This is a genomic window from Streptomyces sp. NPDC040718 (genome assembly GCF_055593565.1).
Genome location: NZ_JBVIXO010000002.1, coordinates 252,400 through 271,088, shown reverse-complemented (window position 1 = coordinate 271,088; position 18,689 = coordinate 252,400). Strand labels below are relative to the sequence as shown.

The window sequence follows — 18,689 nt, the reverse complement described above, 5'->3', positions numbered from 1 at the left end:
ATTGGCTCCTTCGTCGGTGGTGGGTTTGACCGTATCCCGTCAGGAAAGCAAGATCCCCGACACGAAGACGGCGACGACGATCGCGCCCATGACGAGGCGGACCTTCGGGTCCTCCCGCTCCCACAGCTCGTGGACCACGGCCCAGCCGGTCAGCCGCGCCGCGCGGCCGTTGTGGATGGTCCGTACGTCTGCCGACCCGTCAGGGTGCGCGTCGGCCTCGGAGTCGTCGGCTTCCGGGGCGTGGAAGGCGCCCGGCCCCGCCACGCCCTGCTGCTCCTGGGCGACCACCACCAGGCCCTCCAGGAGGTCCGGCATGGTGTGCGGGGTGAGGGGGTACGCGACGGTGCCGTGCGGGGTGCGCAGGCAGAGCTTCGACTGCCAGGGGTTGCCCGGCTCGTAGCCGGAGATCCAGGCGTGGTCGGCGTCCACGGCCGGCGGTTCGGGGGCCTCGGGGGTGGTGCCCGCGTCCTGCCACGGGTGAACCTCTTGATCGCTCAACTCTGGTCCTTCGGGAGGTCGGGGACGGCTCCGTACCCGGAACCCGGGCACAACCCGGCATTGTGACGGAGTCGTGGGCGGGTGGCCGCGCCGTCGCCCCTCGGTTTTCCTCACAGGGATTCCTTACTTTTTCCTCACCTCTCCGCGCGAGGAAAACCGGGAGGGGAGTGTCAGCTCGATTTGCCACACTGCCGTCCGCACCTGGTCTCGCCAGGGCCCGCCGCACGCCCGACCGGCGGACGGGGATCACACGCGGGGAGAGAACCGAGCCGATGACGGACCACAGCAGTTCCGCGGACGGGGTCGGCGAGGGCCTGCCTGCCGGGCACCCCGCGCAGTCCGCCGCCGCGCAGCCCGGCCGGCAGGCGCCCGGTCCGTACGAGTACCCGGCCAAGCTCCAGCTCTCCGCGGAGGAGGCCCGCTCGCAGGTGGCCGCCGCCTGGGTGCGCGTGGCCCCGCAGTCCAACGTCCCGCCGGGCCAGGCTGCCGTGCCGAGCCTTCCGCCGCGTGCGGACCGGCCTGCCGCCGAGTCGAAGAAGGACAAGCGGGAGCAGGCCAAGGCCGAGCGCAAGGCCGAGTACGAACGCAAGAAGGCTGCGCGCAAGGCCGCGTACGAGAGCAAGAAGGCCGAGCGCGAGAACCGCAAGGGCGGCGGGAGGGCTTCCGCCTCCGCGGTCCCCGCTGCGGACGCCGTGAGCGGACCTGCTGCCGCTCCGGATCCGTCCGCCGCCCAGACCACCCCCGCGCCCGCGCCGAGCGGAGCCGAGGGGCCGGTCGCCAGGTTCGAGGTGCCGCGCCCCGGAGGCCGGCTGCCCTCGAACGGCCGGAGCACGCACGTCGCCCTGCGTGCGACGCTGCTGGTCACCACCTGCGCCTTCGCGCTGGGTTCCTGCGGTGTCGCGGGCCTGGTCATCGGCAGGTCCTCCGTCTCCGTGCAGCCCGCTGCCCTGGACGGCAAGGACCTGGACCGCTACCGCCTGACCGACTTCCCGGTCCAGTCGGCGGCGGTCTTCGCCGAGGAGTACGCGTCCCTCTGCATGACGTACTCGCCGGAGAACGCCGACAAGCGCCGCGAATCCCTCTCCCGCTACATCTCGGCCGGCGTCGACCGCGACTGCGGCTGGAACGGGAAGGGCAAGCAGCAGGTCAAGCAGGCTAACTGGGACGGGACCGTCGAAGAGCTCCCCGAGCACGGGAAGAACGGCCGGTACCTCAACATCCAGGTCACCTACACGGGCGGCCGCACCACCACCCTCTCCGTCCCGGTGTACGTCAAGGACCTCGCCGGTGCGTCCGGGCTGCGGGTCGTCGGCAACGTCGGCGAGATGCCGCTGCCGATCCGCGACACCGCGCCCGCGCTCGAGAAGGGGGGAGAGGTCGTCGACCAGCAGCTCTCCACCCAGCTCAGGGACCAGGTCCTGGCCGGCTACTTCAAGGCGTGGGCCGCGTCCGACACCACCGCCCTGACCCGCTTCACCACCCCCGACGCCACTCCCGCGGCGGTCGCGGGCCTGGCCGGCGTGCTGAACTCACCGGTGGTCCAGGAGGTCCAGGCGCTGGCGCCCGAGGGCACCGAGGCCGGCGCGAAGGTCACGTACAGCCAGGGCCAGGCGGTCCCGGCACGGGTGACGGTCGTCTGGGGCGGCGGAGGGGCCGACGACGTGAAGGCGGAGGCGGCCCTGAAGCGCTCGTACCGGGTGACCGTGGTGAACACGGCGCAGGGCTGGTTCATCAAGGACATCCGCGGCGGTGTCATGGACCCCACGGGCGGGCGGGCGGACACACCCGGCACGGCCTCCCCGAGCGCCACCCCGGCCTCCGGGGCGAGCACCTCGCCCGCCCCGTCCGGCTCGGCCGCCCCGTCCGGCTCGGCCGCCCCGTCCGGCTCGGCCTCCCCCGGCGCCTCCCCATCGCCCAAGCCGTCCGCTTCCCAGTCGGCCCACTGACGCGTCAGCGCGTACGGCGGCGTACCGACCGTCCTGTACGACGCGACACCCATCCGTACGCCCCTCACGAACGAAGGACACGCCATGATCCTGGCAGCAACGACCCTCGAAAGCATGTTCGGAAAGATCCAGGGCATCCTGGGCGGCCTGGGCCTTACGGTGGCCTCCTGCGCCCTCCTCATCCTCGGCATCCGGATGCTGCTGTCGATGAAGCGCGGCGACGGCATGCGCGAGGCCTTCCAGGGCTTCGGCATGATCGCGCTGGCCGCGTTCATCATCGGTGGCGCCGCCGGTCTTGCCGGAATGCTCATCAGCCTCGGCGAGGAGATCGGCGGCAAGTGATCCCGCGGACGGGCCGCGCCGAACGGAGCTCGGTCCGCGACCGTAGACGTGCCGCCCGCGATCGATGCGCGGAGCACGCAGCCACACCAGAGAGGGGGACCGACTGATGACGCAGGACAGGCCGGACGCACCGCCGCCCATGGTCGCCTACGACCACACGGACCTGCTGAACCGGCCCAAGCGCATCTGGAACTGGGGCAACATCCCGCTTCCCGGTCTGCTCCTGCCCGCCCTGGGCGCCGCCTTCGGTTTCGGCGTGCTGTGGTTCGTGCTGCTGCTGACGCTGTCGGCCCTCCTGCCCTTCCTGGGCCCGTCGCTCATCACGTCGGTCCTGTACCTCGGGCCGCCGGTCGGCGTCTACTTCGTCTGGGGCCGGCCGCTGCCCTCGGCCCTCACCCTCAGCCAGCAGGTGGTGGTGTGGGCCGACTACTGGGTGCAGCCCAAGCGCCTCCAGGGCCTGGCCGCGGACCGCGAGCCGGAGGAGCTGCACTGGCAGGTCATCCTCTGGCAGCCGGGCGCGCGCCGCTGGCACAAGCGGTACGACGCGGCACTCGTGACGGCGGCCCAGCACGGCTCCTCGTACGCCGCGTCCGCTCCACCCCCGATCGCGCCCTCACCGAACGCACCCGCCGAGACCGCAACCACCGAGACCGCAAGGTGACTCCTCCATGTTCGTGCTGATCTTCTTTGGCGGGGCGGTCGCCTTCTTCCTGATCGCCATGCTCCTCGCGTCCACTTCCTCCAAGAAGAACACCGGGGCCAAGAACGGCGGCTCCGGTGGCCCGGGGAAGCCGGGCGGCGGCTCCTCCCGTGGCCAGGCTCCGGCCAAGCGGCGCGAGGAGATGCGGCTGCCCTACCGGTACGCCGACGACATGATCTTCGTCCACGGGGACTCCGTCTGGACGGGCATCGCCCTGCCCACGGCCATCGACGAGTACCTCAACGCCGTCGAGCTCCAGGCCATGGCCGAGGCCCCGGCCCGCGCGCTGCTCAACCTCGCCCGGGGCGACCGCAACGTCGAGTGCCACTACCGCAAGGTGTACCGGCCGATCACCGCCCAGGACTGGGCCGAGCAGCTCAACGCCGTGGCCTGGGAGCCGACGGAGAACTACAAGGCGTACAACTTCCGCAAGGCCGAGTACCAGGAGCGCATCGGCGCGCAGCGCGAGCGCAACGTCCTGCTGGTCAAGCTGGGTTCGATGAAGCGGAAGTCCGGCAGCAACCCCGGGGTGCTCCCCGGCGGGGACGACCCGGTCGAGGAGTCGGGCGTCACGCGCTCGGTGCGGGAAGCCGCCGACGCGGCCGCAGCCGGTGCCACGGGCGTGCACGACGAGTACCTGTCGCCGGAGCTGCTGGCCCGGTGGACCCAGGTCGCCCGCGAGATCCACGAGGGCCTGGAGGGGCTCGGCGGCAGCCCGCTGAGCCGCGAGGAACTGGTCTGGCTGATCCGCAAGCCGCTCCACGGCGACCTGCCGATTCCCGCCGAGCCGGTGCTCGGCAGCCGGGCCTGGGGCCCCGACCAGTTCGACCTGGTCGTCGACTTCTCCGGTGAGAACCGCAAGACGCACATCGTGCTGCACCAGTACGACGAGATGACCGGCGAACGGCGCACCAGCTACACGACCACCCTCGTCGCGGCCAGCTGGCCCACCGAGACCCGCTTCCGGCAGTCCACCGCGTGGGCCCGCTACGCGGCGCAGCACGTCGACTTCCCGGTCGAGATCGACATGCGGTTCACCCTCATCCCGTACCTGAAGTTCCAGGACCGGGCGAAGAAGATCAGCGGCAACCTCGTCGACGAGATGAACGACATGGCCAACTCCGGCCGCGCCCCCGGCACCCAGCTCGCCGCCCAGGTCACCCGTGCCCAGAACCTCGTCGACGACGTGGAAGAGCACAAGATGCCGGGCATGGAGGCGCAGATACGCTTCACCATCTCCGCCTCCGACCCCACCGAACTCGAACGGCGCCGCCGCGTCCTGGAGATGCAGTTCAAGCAGGACCTGAAGGTCACCCTGCTGCGCCCGAGCCGCCAGCAGTGGCGCCTGCTGCAGTCGCAGCTGCCGGGTGACGCGCCCAAGCTGCCGATCGCGCCGTACCTGCGGCTCCAGGAGGTCGAGCAGCTCGGCGCCGGGCTGCCCACGGCCGGCACCGAGCTGGGCGACAACCCCGAGCGCCGGTCGGGCAAGCAGCTCGGCTGGGTCGGCAACCTGGTCGGCTGGGCCGGCAAGACTCCGGTCCACTATTCGCTGCACGTCGGCCCCGCCCGCAACGACGGCGGTGGCGTGGCCATCGTCGGCGCGTCCGGTGGTGGCAAGTCCTCGCTGGCCCTGCAGAAGTTCTACGAGGAGTCGGAGTCTGGCGTGCGCTGCCTGGTCATCGACCCCAAGACCGACTTCGCCCAGCTCTGCTACTACCTGGCCTTCGGGGCCCAGGTCAACGACCCCGAGTTCCCCCTCGACGCCGAGGCGGGCCTCCTCGGCACCCCGCAGAGCCGCTTCCAGCCGGTGAACCCGGAGTTCTGGGCCGAGACCGAAGTCGTCGACCTCCTCAAGGGACAGGCCGGCGTGCTCGACCCGTGGGTGGTCGCGCGCGACGTGCCCTCCGGGCGACTGCTCGCCGAAACGATGCTGCGCGGTTTCCTCGGTGACGAGGACTACCAGCGGGTGCGCCTGCCCGTCATCGAGGCGATGGCCACGGTGGTCGGCTGGTACAACTCCGCGATCCGGCAGGCCACCGAACAGGGCCTGAGCGCCCGCGACGCCGAGCGGCAGGTGCCCCGGCCGACGCTGTGGCAGGTCGTCGACGAGGTCGTACGCGCCTACGACGACGCGGTGGCGAGCGGGGACCGCGAGGCCGTCAAGGACCTCAAGCTCGCCCAGATGCTGCTCACCGAGCTGCGTACCCTGCCGTACGCGCGACTCGCCTTCGCGGAGAAGCCGCAGACCCTGTCCGCGATGCGCAAGCGCCGCACGGTGATCACCCTGCGCGGTTTCCAGACCCCGGCCTCCTCCGACCCGCGCAGCTGGAACCCGGCCGAGCGGCTGGCCGCGACCGCGCTGATGGCGGTCGTGGAGCTGGGCAGCCAGATGCTCGACGTCGGCTACGAGAAGAACCCCGTGACGGGCGAGGTCGGCCTGCGGCCCAAGGCGCTGTTCGTCGACGAGGCGTACGTCGTCACCGCGACCGAGAGCGGCCGCGACCTGATGCGGCGCGCGCTCAAGCAGGGCCGTTCGTACCTGGCGGTCATCGTGCTGATCACGCAGCAGGCCATCGACCTCGTCCAGATCGAGGACTCCGAGGCCCGTAGCGGTGGCGCCAACCAGATCCACACCGTCTTCGCCTTCAAGCAGAAGTCCGCCCAGGAGGCCTCGTTGGTGGCCCCACTGCTCGGCCGGCCGGAGAGCGACACCAAGGTGTCCAACTCCCTCCAGGAACTGCGGACGGGTGTCTGCCTGCAGCGGGACGTGGACAAGCGGGTCGGCACGGTCGCGGTGGACCTGGTCTTCCAGGAGATCCTCGCCGCCACGGACACCAACGGAACGACCCGTCCCGCGCGCCAGTCCATCGATCCGCCGCTCAGCGTGTGGGACTGGACCTTCATGCAGGAGGCCGCCCGCGAGGAGCGGCCGGCCGCTGCGGACGCGGAGCCTGCCGCCTCGCGGTAGCGGAGCGCCTTCAGCCCAGCACCACCCATCTACCACAGGAGACCCCATGCGCATGTCCAGGACCCTTACCGCCGCAGCCGCTCTCACTGCGCTCGCGGCCCTTACGGGCTGCGGCGGTGAGGGAGAGTCCGAAACCGGAAGCGGCGGCAAGAGCCTGCCGAAGGCGAAGGACGTCGCCGCGATGGAGCGCTTCGTCAACCAGTACACCCAGTGCGATGACCTGGAAACGAACCCGCCGGAGGAGCGGCACGGCGGCACGGCGTTCGAGAACGTCCCCAAGGGCGCCGGAGCGGGCGTGAAGGAACAGGTGTACTGCGATGCCGAGAAGGGGCACATGGCCCTGGTCGCCATCTCCGACATGAAGAAGTTCCAGCAGGCGCTCAAGGCGAACGCCGAAGCCGGGAAGGCGGGCGATGCGGTCGCCCTGGTCGGGGCGGACTTCGCCGTCATCCCCAACGAGGGCGGCGGCGTGCGCGAGCTGAAGTCCTCCGGACTCCTCGTCGCCTCGTGCGACGCCAAACTCAACAGCCGGATCCCCAGCGGCTACATGAAGCGCGATGCCAAGGTCCAGGGCTGCATCCTGACGGACTACATCCCCGCGTAGCCCACGCCACCGCCTCTCCACTCGTCCGTTGCGGAACTCCAGAAGGAAGCTGATGTCCGTGCGCCGTAGCGCCAAGCCACGTGGAGGTCTTTCCGCCCGCCCCTCGCCCCGCGAACGGGCGAAGGCGGTCGGGCGCGCGGTGCGGATCGGCGCATTTCTGATGTTCGCGCTGTTCTCCTTGACCATGGCCGTGCCCGGCCCGGCACGCGCCGCTGACCTCGCCTGTTCCTTCACGGGCAGCGACAGCTACCAGATGGACAACCCCGGCTCCATCGAATCGGTCTTCCCTGCCGTCAAACAGTGGGAGGAGGCGCGCGCCAAGACCCTCAACGACACGACGGGCCTGTTCGACCACCCCGCCAAGTTGCCCCAGGCTGCCCAGAACTACACGATGTACGAGCTCGCCGGCATGCGTGGCATGAACTGGTCCATGACCATGCGGGGCCGGGGAGACGCCTCCCAGGACGACTCGATCGGGAACGGCAACGGCGCAGACCACTGCTCCATGATGGACTACATCAACAACGGCCTGGCGGACTCGGTGCTCGACCTCACCAAGCTGCTCACCCGCGCCGGCATCTCCATCAAGGAGTACGCCTCCAACCCCAGCCCGCTCGGGGGACTGTACGCGGGCCGCAACAATGCCGTGACCACGCTCAAGGACAACGTCTTCATACCCGCTGTCCCGACCATGATCGCGCTCACTGGTTTCTGGGTATTCGGCAAGTGGCGCAAGAACCAGATGCGAGAGGCCTGGTCGGGCGTCGGCTGGGCGGCATTGACCACCGTCGCCGTTGTGGTCATGCTCACCGGCGGAAACTACGAGAAGTTCATCGATCAGGCGGATTCCGGCATCGCCCAGGCCAATGCCGCGCTCAGCGAGGCAGTTCTCGGCGGGCTCTCCGGAGAGGCACAGCCCCCCTGCGACCTGCCCAAAACCAAGGAAGTGCTCAACCGGGGCGTGCGCGTCAACAGCTGCGCCATGTACGACACGCTGGTGTTCCGTCCCTGGGCCCTGGGTCAGTTCGGCGACGCGGGGAGCGACTGCATCTTCCGTACGGGCAAGGGCAGTGTCAAGAACGGCGTATGCGCCCCGACGAGCGTCGACGACGATTGCACCTGGGGCGTCAAGGGGACCGCGCGCTGTGAGGACCTCCGGATCCGCCAGCTGGTGTCCCAGGCCCGGACCAACCAGGAGATCGGCGAGGACCTCGACAAGTACAACAAGGACTGGGTCCCCATCCGCTACGACGTTGCGGGTGGCAAGGATTCGAACGACAAGAAGGGCACGGAGCAGTCCGTCTACCCCGTCATCTTCGACCAGTGGGCCGGAAAGAACGCCGGGGACCGGCTCGGGCTCGCCTTCTACTCGCTGATCGCCGCGCTGATCGTCGCGATCATGGTGATCGTGCTCAGTGCGCTCACCCTGCTGTGGCATGCCGTGACGCTCATCATGATCATCATGTTGCCGCTGATCGCCACGCTGGGCATTCACCCGTCGCAGCAGAAACTGCTCAAGGGCTGGCTGCAGACGTTCATCCACAGCTTTGTCCTCAGGGCGGGCTTCGGCGTCATCCTGACCGTGCTGCTCGTGCTGTACCAGATGATCCTGCCCGCCAAGATCTCCCTGGGTATGCAGCTGCTGATGCTGCTGCTGGTCACGGTCGCCGTCGTGATGATGCTGAAGAAGCTGCTGTCGGGGTCCTACAGTCCGCAGATCGCCGGGGCGGAGGATGCCCTGGGCGTCGGGGACATGGCGAACACGGTGGGCGGCAAGCTGGGCCAGTACGCCCCTGGGGCCGTGGCCGGCGCCGCGAAGGCGACGGGCCGTGTCGCCGGCGGCACGGCGAAGGTGGCGAAGAACGGCACGCTGGCCGCTCTGCGGACCTACGACAACAAGAAGAACGACGGCCGGTGGCAGAAGGAAGGCAAGCTTTCCACCCACACCTCCAAGCGCGAACAGCGCAAGACCGACTACCAGGCTGCGGAGGTCCACAAGGACGAGGTCGCCACTCAGTACGCGGATCTCGAGGCCAGGCGCCGAGTCAGTGGCCAGACGCCCCCGCCGCCTCCGCCGCCGGGACCCCCGCCGCCCGCCCCCGGCTTCGATCCGGCCCCTGCCCCGGCCCCCGGCCCTGCCCCGGCCCCCGGCCCTGCACCGGTGCAGGCCCCTGCCCCGGTGCAGGCCCCGGCCCCGACGCCCACCGTCCCCGCGCAGCTGGCCCCCCAGACCCCCAGCGGCCGGGTCAACGTGCCGGATGCCGGACCCGTGCGCCAGCAGCCGCGTGTGCCGGCGCCCGACCCGCGCGCCACGCCGACGCCGACGCCGACGCCACAGCCGGAGCCGCGGGACGACGACGGCCGGGTGTCCCGCTAGAAAGGCCTGATTCATGGCAAGCGTCATCACCGACCACCCCCCGCAGGGGCTCGCCGCCGAGCTGGGCGCGCTCCTGAGAGTGGACTGGCGCACCGTATGGCCCGGGCTACCGGACGGTGAGGCCGAGCGCGCCGAGTGGTGCGCCGGCTTCGGCTGGGAGCCGCTGTGGTCCCAGTCGGGCCTGTGGGTGCGTACGCCGCAGGGCGGTCGCCTCCACCTGGCCTCACGGGCCGGCCTCGACCGGCCCGTGACCCGGGCGTCGTACACCGCCTGGAAGGTCACGGCGGCCGGGGACTCCGAAGGCGGGACCGTGTTGGCGGTCGCCCTCGACCGGTACGCGGCCCACCTCGCCCGGATGACCGCCGTATTGGGCGCACCGGGCTGGGAGGGCGCCTGGGACAGCCCGGACTTTCCGGAACCGCCGGCTCCGGGCCGATGGGCCGACGCCGAGGAGCGGCTGGAGCTCCGGGCCCCGTACCGGCTGGCCCAGTGGAGGTACCCCAACCCGCTCGCCCCGGTCATCGTGCTCGCCCTGGACCACCGGGAGGGCGGGTACGCGGGGGGTGGGACGATCTCCCTCACCTTCCACGGACCGGCCGACCCGAAGGCGCTCGACGGCCCCGGTTGGCTGCTGTGACGTACGCGACGCGAGAAAGAGAGACCACGACATGGGCACGCCCTTCGAACCGCCGGTGGACCGCACCCCGGAGGAACTCGTCACCGAGCTGCGCGGGCTGACCGACGTCCACTGGGAGACCGTCTGGAACGGCCCGCCGCTGCCCAGCCACGGGTTGGACGAGTGGTGCGCCCAGTTCGGCTGGACGCCGACCCAGTTCGAGTACGTCCTCAACGTGCGCACGGCCACCGGGGGCGAGATGACGCTGAACGCGTTGGGGGGCAGCTGGGCGCCCGTGCAGAGTCTGTCGCACTGGGTGTGGGGCGAGTCGGCGATGAATCCGGAGGGCAACGCGCATGTGCTGGCCGAGGCCGACCGGGTCTGGCCCCTCTACCGCGACGCCGTGTCCTCGGTACTCGGCGCCCCGGCTTGGGAAGGCGCCTGGGACTCCGACTCCTTCCCGCAGGAGCTCGGCGAGTTCGCGATCCCCCAAGACGCCGACCGCATCGAGGAGAAGGATCCCTACCACATGGCCTACTGGGAGCTCGCCGCTCCAGGAGGTGCCCTCGTGAGCCTGCGCATCACGCCGGCCGTGGGCACCGCCGACCGGTCCGATGCCGGAGTGGTGAACATGGATCTCGAGGTCTATCCCCGTCCGCTGGAGGCCTGACGGCGGTGAGCCCGGAACCGATACCGCAAGAGATAGAGGAAGGCGCCCTGCGCCGGGCGAACGCCCGGGAGCTGGCGGCCCTGGACGCCAAGGTCAATGCGCGATCCATAGCGCGGCGCATCAAGGCCGCGGCCACGGCGGCAGGGTTTGAGGACAAGGTGTCGGAGGACGGCAAGTCCCGTGTGTCCAAGGCGAGGCAGTACATCGACGCCCTTGCCACGGACAAGACGAAGCTCTCGCCGCCCGAGGGGACGAAGCCGATCAGTGCCTTCTGGTCGTACGGCATCGAGCACCCGGAAGCGCCGGAGAACGACTGGGGCGTCCCGTTCCTGTCCCAGCGCTTCATAGCCGAGGAGTGGGCGGCCCAGCAGAACGTGACCGATCCCGGTACCGCACAGACCCTGGAGACGACCCAAGGCGGTAGTGAACTCGACGGCATGTTCCTCTGGGAACCGAAAGTCATCAAGGCTCTCGGTGGCGCACGCGCGGGCTTCGGCCCGGACTACGCCAAGGCCAAATGGGACGAGATCTCCGCGACGTACGGCGGGCTGGCCGAAGGACGGGTGGTGGTCTTCGCGGACGTCGGCAACACCCGGGCGGTCCTGCACCAGAAGGAACTCGGCACGCTCTGCGGGAACGAGAACGTCGGGCTGCACAACATCGACTTCGTGTACGAGGCCCCCCAGTCCTGGCCCGAGGTGACCCGGGCCGAGGCCGGCACGAACGCCGTGCGGGCCGTCGCGCAGTTCGACAACAAGGACCTCCCCCGCTACATCGACCCGCAGGGCTTCGCGGCCGACACCCCCGAGGCCCGCAAGGCGAAGATCGACAGTCTGATGGAGGCCGTGGCCCCGGCCCAGGCACAGGCCCAAGCCGTCGAGGCGCCCGAGCGGCAGGCAACGCCGAAGAGCCTTCCCAGCCCGCTCTGGCAGATGGGCTTCCGGCAGCCGACCACCATCACCCGGCGCGAGACCGCCGGACCGGCCCCCGGAGCTGAGAGCGCGGGCGCTCCGGCCCTCACTCTCCGCACCCCCGCGACAGCTATGGACGGTCCGTGATGACCCCTCGCCCCTCCCTCGACTCCCTCCGCCGCCTGCTCCGTCAGGAACGCGACGACGCCTGGGCCGTGCGGCTGCTCCGCCGGATCGTCTTCGGCATCGCCGGCGCCTACACGCTCTTCGTCCTCGCCTCGTCCAGCATGGCCTCGTTCCTCACGATGAGCGTGCTGCTGGCCCTCGGCGTCGGGGTCTGGCTAATGCGCCGTCGCGGCCAGCTGCTGCTCGGTCTGGCCTCGACCGTCGTCACCGCCGCGATGACCGGCTACCTGGCGGCCGCGGGCGCCACCGCGCGCGGGTCCTCCGGCGGACTCCTCAGCGGCCAGGCGGTCTTCGGCTACTGGGCGCTCGGCGGTATGGCGCTGCTGGGTGCCTGGATGCTCAAGCGGCCCCGGGGCCGCCGGGGCGTCACCGTCGTACTGGCGGACGTCCTGCTCGTCGGCGCCTCCGGGGTGGGAATGGTGGCGCCGCTCTACGGTGTTCCCCTTGGATTCCTTTGCGTGGTAGGCGTTCTGACGGTTCGTAGCAGAACGTTCTCCACCGTGAACCAGCGCGAACCGATGGCGGAGCGCCGGGGTCTTCGCCGAATTGCGGCAGCTGCTGACACGGATGCTCGGTGAGGTGGTGGGCCGGCATTTCCGCTGTGTAATAAGTGATCCACAACAAGCGGTACGGCTTTGCCGCTGCCAATTGGCCTGCTCTAGAGTCCCCGTTGGTTACAAAGAACATCGGGGGACTTCTTTCATGGCGAGGACAGCGACGAGAACCCGGCCGGCATCGATGCTGCCGGCCGCCACGACGCTTCTGCCTTGCCAGCGGCGGCCCGACATCTTCGCGGAGCCGCTCCTGGAACGTCCGTCCGCGGGTGCTCCGGAACTTCCCTTCCGCATGCGGCGGAGCCAGGCCCTCACCCATGCGGCCCGGCAGCTGTGCTTCTCCTGCCCCGTGTGGGCCGAATGCCTGCAAGGCTCCGTCGTCCGGTCCGATCCGGGCGGTTACGCCGCCGCCACCACAGAGCAGGACCGGCGCTGGATCCGCAGGTGGCTGGACATCGGCGACAGCCGGGGACGCTTGACCGCCACCGCGTCCGCCACCGGCGGCGGCTGCGGTGAAGCGGTTGAACCGGCCGCGGTTCTCGACGCGTTCAGCGCCCTCCAGGAGTACCGGGCACGCCGGTCAGCGGGTTCCGGCCAGGGGCCGGTTCCCGCCCAGCGGCAGCCGGCACAGCACTTCCCGGCAGACCGCCGACACCGCGCCGACACGGACGACGTACCGGAGGCGGGCGCTGCGGTCCTGCCGGGAGCACGGATCGCCTACTCGCTCGCCGATCCGGCCCTGGCCATACAGAAAACCGTGCTCGGCCCGCTGGCGTGCGCCACGCTCCCCATGCTCAAGGTCACCGAGCAGCTCGCCGGGATGCTCGCGTTCGCCCCGTCCGCCGCCGTGGCGCCCGAGCTCCTCGCCGCGGTCACCCGTACCCGCATGAGCCTGGAGTCCTGGCGTGCGGCAGCGGGTGACGAGACCGCCTACGAGGTGACTGACGGCGTTCTGACCGGTTCCGTGAGCATCGAGCTCGCGACCAGCGACCCCGTCGCCGCGCTGCGGCAGGACATCTTCGAGCCCCTGCTGCGCCGCCTGGCGGACTCGCTGCACCATGTGGAGGCCATCACGGCGGTGCTCGTCCCCGCAGCCCACGCCGCGGACCCGGCCGCCGTCGCGCACGCCCGGAGTCTGGCGGCCGTACGGGAAGCGGTCCGCGAGCTCGGCTCCCACCTGGAGCGCTACCAGCCCCTCACCCCGCGCCAGGACCACGGCGAGGGCCACGCGGGCGTCCAGGGCGACAATCACCCGCACCGCTCCGCCACGGGGGCGGTCGGCTCGGGCCTTTGGGGCGTCCCCAGCCTGCGCCGCGCTGTGGAGACGGCAGTGTCCTCCTTCCCGGGTCACTTCACCGGCCGCGACGTGGTCGGGGCGCTGCCGCCAGGTGCGTACCAGGGCGCGGGGAAGTCGGTCAGCAACGCCCTCTCCGCCATGGTCAAGGCGGGCCTACTCCTACGGGTCTCGCGCGGCACCTACACCGTGAAGCCGCCGTCCACCGGCGAAGCCGTCCCGAACTCCTGAAAGGCAGTCGCCGTGCAGCCCACCCCTCCGGCCGCGGAAGTCCGCGTCTTCTCCCACCACGCGGGCCTGATCGACGAGGTCCCCGTGACGGCCCCGCCCTTCGGCAACATCCAGGACGTCGTCATCGGCATCCTCCAGCAGCGCGCGCAGCAGCTCGGCTTCCCGACCCCTGCCGTGATAACCGACGACCGCTACGGCGGTGCGGTCCGCCTCCTCATCCACCCCGACGGCAGCACCGAAACCCTGCCCGACGCCCACCGCTGACCGCGGTACCGCCTGGAATCCGGGTCGATGCGGCCATCAGGACGACGACGAAGCCCCAGGTCTCTGACCTGGGGCTTCGCAGAAGAGCGGATCACGGGCGGGGAGCCTGCAGGGAGTCGAGCCAGCCGAGGAGGCGGGCTCCCTCACGGGTCATGATGTCCGGGTCGCGCAGGGCGTTGGCCAGGAGCGACATGCCCTGGTAGCCGGAGACGAGGGTGACGGCGAGGCCGTCCGGGTCGGGCAGGCCCAGGGCGCGGAACTGCTGGCCGGCCCAGTCGAGCAGGCGTCGGATCACTGCGCCGGCCTCCGCGTCGAGGGTCCCGTCCGCGCGCTTGTCGAGTTCGACGGCCAGGGTGCCGGTGGGGCAGCCGTAGCGGGCGGCGATGTCGCGCTGGCCGACCCAGGCTTCGATCAGGGCCTTGAGGCGGTCGAGCGGGTCGGGCAGCTGGTCCAGGCGGCCAGTGAGTCCGTCCAGGTGTGCACTGTGCTCGGACAGCGCGGCCTGGACCAGCTCGTCCTTGGTTTTGAAGTAGTAGTAGACGTTCCCGACGGGGACGTCGGCCACGCGCGCGATGTCGGCGAGGGTGGTCCGTTCGACGCCCTGCTCGTGCAGGACCTGAGCCGCCGCGGCCGTGAGCCGTCGGCGCTTGTCGGCTGCCCGCGCCACCCGGGGCTTCACTGAGTCAGTCACCCAACCAACTATAGACAGCGCCCGGATGTTCGCTTAGAGTCCTATCAAGTCAGCCGACTAACTAATTTTTTTGAGGGGATCGCAATGATCGTGGTGACGGGTGCGACCGGCAACATCGGGCGGACGCTGGTGCCGCTGCTGGCCGAGGCCGGCGAGGAGGTCGTTGCCGTCTCGCGGCAGCCGCATCCCGCTGGGCTTCGGGCCGGCGTTCGGCACGTCCGGGCCGACGTCGGAGATGCCGCGAGCATGAGGCCGGTCCTCGATGGCGCCGACGCCTTCTTCGTCCTGCTGGGCGGCGAGCTCAACGGCCATGGCGAGAGCCCGAAGGCCCTGCTGGACGCGGCCGGGGCGGGCGGGGTCAAGCGGGTCGTCCTGCTCTCCTCCCAGATCAACTCCACCCGCCCCGAGGCCCCCTCGCACACCCGCCTGCGCGAGTTCGAGGCTGCCGTGCGCGAGTCTGGACCGGACTTCACCATCCTGCGCCCGGGGGGCTTCGCCTCCAATGCCTTCGCCTGGGCCGAGTCGGTCCGCACGAGGCGCACGGTCTACGCCCCGTTCGGAGATGTGGCGCTGCCCGTCATCGACCCGGCGGACATTGCCGGGGTCGCTGCCGCCGCACTGCGCGAGGACGGCCACGCGGGCCGTACGTACGAGCTGACCGGCCCCGAGGTGATCAGCCCCCGGCGGCAGGCCGCGGTGATATCCAGCGCCTTGGGCGAGGACGTAGCCTTCGTGGAACTGTCCCGCGAGGGCGCGCACGCCCACATGGCGCAGTTCATGCCCGAGGAAGTCATCGGCGGCACGCTGGACATCCTCGGCGTCCCGCTGCCGGCCGAGCGGGAGATCAGCCCCGACGTGGAGAGCGTCCTCCACCGTCCGGCCAGGTCCTTCGGCGACTGGGTCGCGCGCAACCTGCCGGCCTTCCGGTAGAAGGAGTTCCGGCGGCCCGGATGAACTCGATCTGGTGAGCGGCGACTTGTGGCAGGTAATGGCACGCCCCGCTCAAGGCGTTCTGGGTTGTGGCCTGCAGCCCCGAACGGCTGCCTCAGAGCGCTTGGCCGCCCTGGCCGTCTAGCGGCCGAGGAACCTCTCGACCGCCGTCGCCAGGGCCTGCGGGCTTTCGTCGGGGGCGAAGTGGCCGGCGTCGTCGAAGACCTCGAGCTCGGCGTTCGGATACCACTGCATCCACGTGGACCGCATGGTGTCGGCGCCCATCGCCGGGTCGCTCGCACCGGCCACCACGAGCACTGGCGTCGCGTTTCCCTTGACCAGCTCGTGGATATCGGGGCCGCGCGTCCAGGATTCGAGGTACGAGCGCAGGGCCGCCTGCGAGGAGCGTTCCGAGCCGTTCACCCTGGCGTCCAGCCACGCGTCGTCGTGCCGGCTGCCGGTGAGGGCGTCGAAGATCGTCCTGCGGTTGCCGGAATCCTCCACGGCCCCGACGAACAGCTCCCACATCTCCCCTTCGAGCGGGAACCCGGACGCGGGCACGGGCGAGATGCCGATGATCGAGCGGATCCGTGAGGGGGCGTCCAGCAACAGCTGCTGGGCCGCCTTGCCGCCCATGGAGTGACCGATGACCGAGAAGGTGTCCCAGCCGAGGTCGTCGGCCACGGCGAGGGCGTCCGCCGCGATCTCCTCCATCGTGTACGTGCCGGGGGTGTCCATCGCCTCGCCGTACCCACGGCAGTCCACGAACGCGTAGCTGAACGCGCCTCCGTCCAGGTGCTGCCGCAGAGAGCCGAAACTCGACCTGTCGCTGAGCCAGTGGTGGAGCGCGATGACATGCCCCGGACCGCTGCCCTGTACCTCGTACGGAATGACGTTTCCTGCTCCACGGTTTGCCACGATGTTGGGTCTCCCCCGTCGGGCCGGGCCCAGAACCCCGCAGGCCGGAGGCTTCGCCCCAACGGCGTACCGGGAATCCGGGCAGGATCTCGCCCAGCCCCACGCCGTATCGGCTCGAACATCACCCGGAGACCGTCGTGCACCGTCCCTACGGGCACGTCGGGTCACGGCCTTCCGTCATCCGCGCCACTCGAACAGGACGAGCGTCGCGTCGTCCGAGGTGCTCTCGCCGCGTGCCCGCATGAGGGTGTGGGACAGGTCCCGGGCCACCGCGCGGATCCCCTGGTCAGCCTGCTCCAGCCGGTTCACGCAGTCGATCAGCTGCTCCTCGCCGAACTGTTCCTGGCCGCTCTGGTGTTCTTCGATCAAGCCGTCGGTGAAGCAGAGGACGCGGTCGCCGGGCTCCAGTGTCACCGCGCTGACCTGTGGCTGGGCCCCGCCGAAGCCGACGGGGAGGGTCGTGGGGCTGTCCAGACGGCGTACGACGCGGTGCGCGCGGACCAGCATCGGCGCAGGATGCCCGGCGTTGACCCACTGGAGGCGACCCGTCTCCGTGTCCAGGCGCATCATCTGCGCGGTCACGAAATGGTCCGGGTCGAACTGCTCGGCGACGGCCCGGTCCATGAAGAGGTAGATCTCGGACAGTTCGATGCTGATCCGGCGGGCGTGGCGGTACGCGCCGATGGCCACGGTGGCCATCGTGGCCGCGTCCAGGCCGTGCCCCATCGCGTCGACCATGGCGAGGTGCAGGACGTCGCCGTTCAGGGCGTAGTCGAAGCTGTCCCCCGCCACGGAGTAGGCGGGCTCCAGGACTCCGGCGACCGCGACGCGCGGCATCACCATCGACAGTGGGGGCAACAGGGACCACTGGATCTCCGCGGCCACGCTCATCGGTTCGCTGCGGCGGGTGCGGAAGAAGAGGTCGGTGTAGCCGTTCTTCGTCTCCAGCGCGTCGGCCACCAGGCCCGCGACCCTGCGCAGGAGCCGACGGGCGTCGTCGTCGATCCCGCTCAGGGTGACCGCCAGGACCCCCACCTGGTCGCCGCCGTCCAGCAGGGGCAGATGGACGCGTACGCCGTCGGGCGTCAGGACTTCGACGGGGCGTGACTCCAGGAAGCACCGGCCGGCTGCGGACCGGTCGATGGGCTGCGGATCACCTGCCGTCAAGCCGCCGGCGGGCAGGGGTACCAGCTGTTGCTGTCCGTAGTCCTGGAGCAGGATCTGTGGATCGCGGCCCCCCAAACGGGCCACCGTCTCGGCGACCAGCGGGCCGACCATGTGCGGCGCCAGCTCGGGCGCACGGTCCAGGAACACCCCGAGCAGCTCCTCCCCGAAGCTCTCCGAGCGGTCCAGGTCCCCGGGCCCTCCGACGGTCATCCTCTTGCCTCCAACCGGGCGGCGGGCCGGCGTCCGGCTGCATGGGCGGCCTGGCCTCCAGGATGCTCCCCCGCGCGCGGGCACGCCACACGGCTTCCGTGCCCGACGGCCCCCACCACCCGGATGCCCCGGTGGGCCGGTTCGCCCAGGACTTCCACGTTCGGGTCCGGGCGCGCGCCGACGGGGCCGGACCGGGTGCCACCAGGCCTCTTCCGGTTGGACCGGCGTTCGCGTCCGCGCCCGCACCGGCCGTAGCCGAACCGTCGTGATCAATGCGTCAAGGCGGCCTCTCGGCTCAGGCCTGGCCCCCGGCCGTCCCTTCCTCCTTGGCTTCCATGCGCCGGATTCCCTCATGGGTGAGGGTCACCATCGCGGGGGTGTTGCCGGGTTCCCAGTCGACGGTGATCAGTCCTTCGCCGGCCAGGTAGGTACAGGCGGCGGCCAGGTCCTGTTCCGGTACGTGCAGGTCGCGCCGCAGCTGTGCTCCGGTGATGCCGAGGAGGCGGTTGCCTTCGACGGCTTCGTACAGGACCCGGAGCACCTGTTCGCGGTAGGTCTTGCGTTCGCGCAGCGTGGCCATGACCGCGTCCCTTCGTGCGGGGGGTGGGCTCC

General features: G+C 70.6%; 18 protein-coding genes. 13 read left to right on the top strand and 5 right to left on the bottom strand.

Annotated features, from left to right (window positions below; genetic code table 11):
* Positions 1-39 precede the first annotated feature (39 nt).
* Positions 40-498: a hypothetical protein gene (locus tag ACZ597_RS06610; protein WP_471325809.1), complete on the bottom strand. Its 459-nt coding sequence runs from the start codon at positions 496-498 to the stop codon at positions 40-42.
* 272 nt (positions 499-770) lie between these two features.
* On the opposite strand from ACZ597_RS06610, the gene ACZ597_RS06605 reads away from it, so the two are divergent.
* The 12 genes from ACZ597_RS06605 to ACZ597_RS06550 all read left to right on the top strand — a co-directional run bounded on the left by ACZ597_RS06605 (position 771) and on the right by ACZ597_RS06550 (position 14,161).
* Positions 771-2,444 (top strand): conjugal transfer protein, encoded by a 1,674-nt coding sequence (locus ACZ597_RS06605; protein ID WP_471325806.1) that lies wholly within the window; start codon positions 771-773, stop codon positions 2,442-2,444.
* Between the two features lie 84 nt (positions 2,445-2,528).
* Complete coding sequence (locus ACZ597_RS06600; RefSeq protein WP_471325804.1) at positions 2,529-2,786, top strand: hypothetical protein; 258 nt, start codon at positions 2,529-2,531, stop codon at positions 2,784-2,786.
* A gap of 106 nt (positions 2,787-2,892) precedes the next feature.
* On the top strand, positions 2,893-3,447 hold the full coding sequence (locus ACZ597_RS06595; RefSeq protein WP_471325801.1) for a hypothetical protein: 555 nt from the start codon (positions 2,893-2,895) through the stop codon (positions 3,445-3,447).
* Positions 3,448-3,454: 7 nt separating this feature from the next.
* Complete coding sequence (locus tag ACZ597_RS06590; protein WP_471325799.1) at positions 3,455-6,454, top strand: ATP-binding protein; 3,000 nt, start codon at positions 3,455-3,457, stop codon at positions 6,452-6,454.
* 52 nt (positions 6,455-6,506) lie between these two features.
* Complete coding sequence (locus ACZ597_RS06585) at positions 6,507-7,058, top strand: hypothetical protein (RefSeq protein ID WP_471325796.1); 552 nt, start codon at positions 6,507-6,509, stop codon at positions 7,056-7,058.
* Positions 7,059-7,116: 58 nt separating this feature from the next.
* Complete coding sequence (locus ACZ597_RS06580; protein WP_471325794.1) at positions 7,117-9,435, top strand: hypothetical protein; 2,319 nt, start codon at positions 7,117-7,119, stop codon at positions 9,433-9,435.
* Between the two features lie 13 nt (positions 9,436-9,448).
* Positions 9,449-10,072: a hypothetical protein gene (locus ACZ597_RS06575; RefSeq protein WP_471325791.1), complete on the top strand. Its 624-nt coding sequence runs from the start codon at positions 9,449-9,451 to the stop codon at positions 10,070-10,072.
* 31 nt (positions 10,073-10,103) lie between these two features.
* Positions 10,104-10,721 carry a hypothetical protein gene (locus ACZ597_RS06570; protein ID WP_471325788.1) on the top strand — a complete coding sequence of 206 codons (618 nt, stop codon included), beginning with the start codon at positions 10,104-10,106 and terminating at the stop codon, positions 10,719-10,721.
* Positions 10,722-10,726: 5 nt separating this feature from the next.
* Positions 10,727-11,779, top strand: coding sequence for a hypothetical protein (locus ACZ597_RS06565; protein WP_471325785.1), 1,053 nt, complete (start codon positions 10,727-10,729; stop codon positions 11,777-11,779).
* The gene (locus ACZ597_RS06560) at positions 11,779-12,396 is read left to right on the top strand and encodes a hypothetical protein (protein WP_471325782.1); all 618 of its coding nucleotides are present in this window, start codon (positions 11,779-11,781) and stop codon (positions 12,394-12,396) included. Before ACZ597_RS06565 ends, ACZ597_RS06560 begins: the two co-directional genes overlap by 1 nt.
* Entirely contained in the window at positions 12,386-13,897 is a 1,512-nt protein-coding gene (locus ACZ597_RS06555) for a WhiB family transcriptional regulator (RefSeq protein WP_471326776.1), read from the top strand. The genes ACZ597_RS06560 and ACZ597_RS06555 overlap by 11 nt, the downstream gene beginning before the upstream one ends.
* Before the next feature lie 12 nt (positions 13,898-13,909).
* A complete protein-coding gene (locus tag ACZ597_RS06550) occupies positions 13,910-14,161 on the top strand; it encodes a hypothetical protein (RefSeq protein WP_471325781.1) in 252 nt (83 codons plus the stop codon).
* Between the two features lie 91 nt (positions 14,162-14,252).
* Here ACZ597_RS06550 and ACZ597_RS06545 read toward each other — a convergent pair whose 3' ends face one another.
* Positions 14,253-14,852, bottom strand: a complete 600-nt coding sequence (locus ACZ597_RS06545) for a TetR/AcrR family transcriptional regulator (RefSeq protein WP_471325778.1) — start codon at positions 14,850-14,852, stop codon at positions 14,253-14,255.
* An 84-nt stretch (positions 14,853-14,936) separates the two neighbouring features.
* Here ACZ597_RS06545 and ACZ597_RS06540 point away from each other — a divergent pair, with 84 nt between their 5' ends.
* A complete protein-coding gene (locus ACZ597_RS06540) occupies positions 14,937-15,782 on the top strand; it encodes an SDR family oxidoreductase (RefSeq protein WP_471325775.1) in 846 nt (281 codons plus the stop codon).
* A 141-nt stretch (positions 15,783-15,923) separates the two neighbouring features.
* On the opposite strand, the gene ACZ597_RS06535 is transcribed toward ACZ597_RS06540, so the two are convergent.
* The 3 genes from ACZ597_RS06535 to ACZ597_RS06525 form a co-directional block, all read right to left on the bottom strand.
* Positions 15,924-16,700, bottom strand: a complete 777-nt coding sequence (locus tag ACZ597_RS06535) for an alpha/beta fold hydrolase (RefSeq protein WP_471325772.1) — start codon at positions 16,698-16,700, stop codon at positions 15,924-15,926.
* Between the two features lie 177 nt (positions 16,701-16,877).
* On the bottom strand, positions 16,878-18,077 hold the full coding sequence (locus tag ACZ597_RS06530) for a PP2C family protein-serine/threonine phosphatase (protein WP_471325770.1): 1,200 nt from the start codon (positions 18,075-18,077) through the stop codon (positions 16,878-16,880).
* A 295-nt stretch (positions 18,078-18,372) separates the two neighbouring features.
* Positions 18,373-18,657, bottom strand: coding sequence for a hypothetical protein (locus tag ACZ597_RS06525; RefSeq protein ID WP_471325767.1), 285 nt, complete (start codon positions 18,655-18,657; stop codon positions 18,373-18,375).
* Positions 18,658-18,689: the final 32 nt, after the last annotated feature.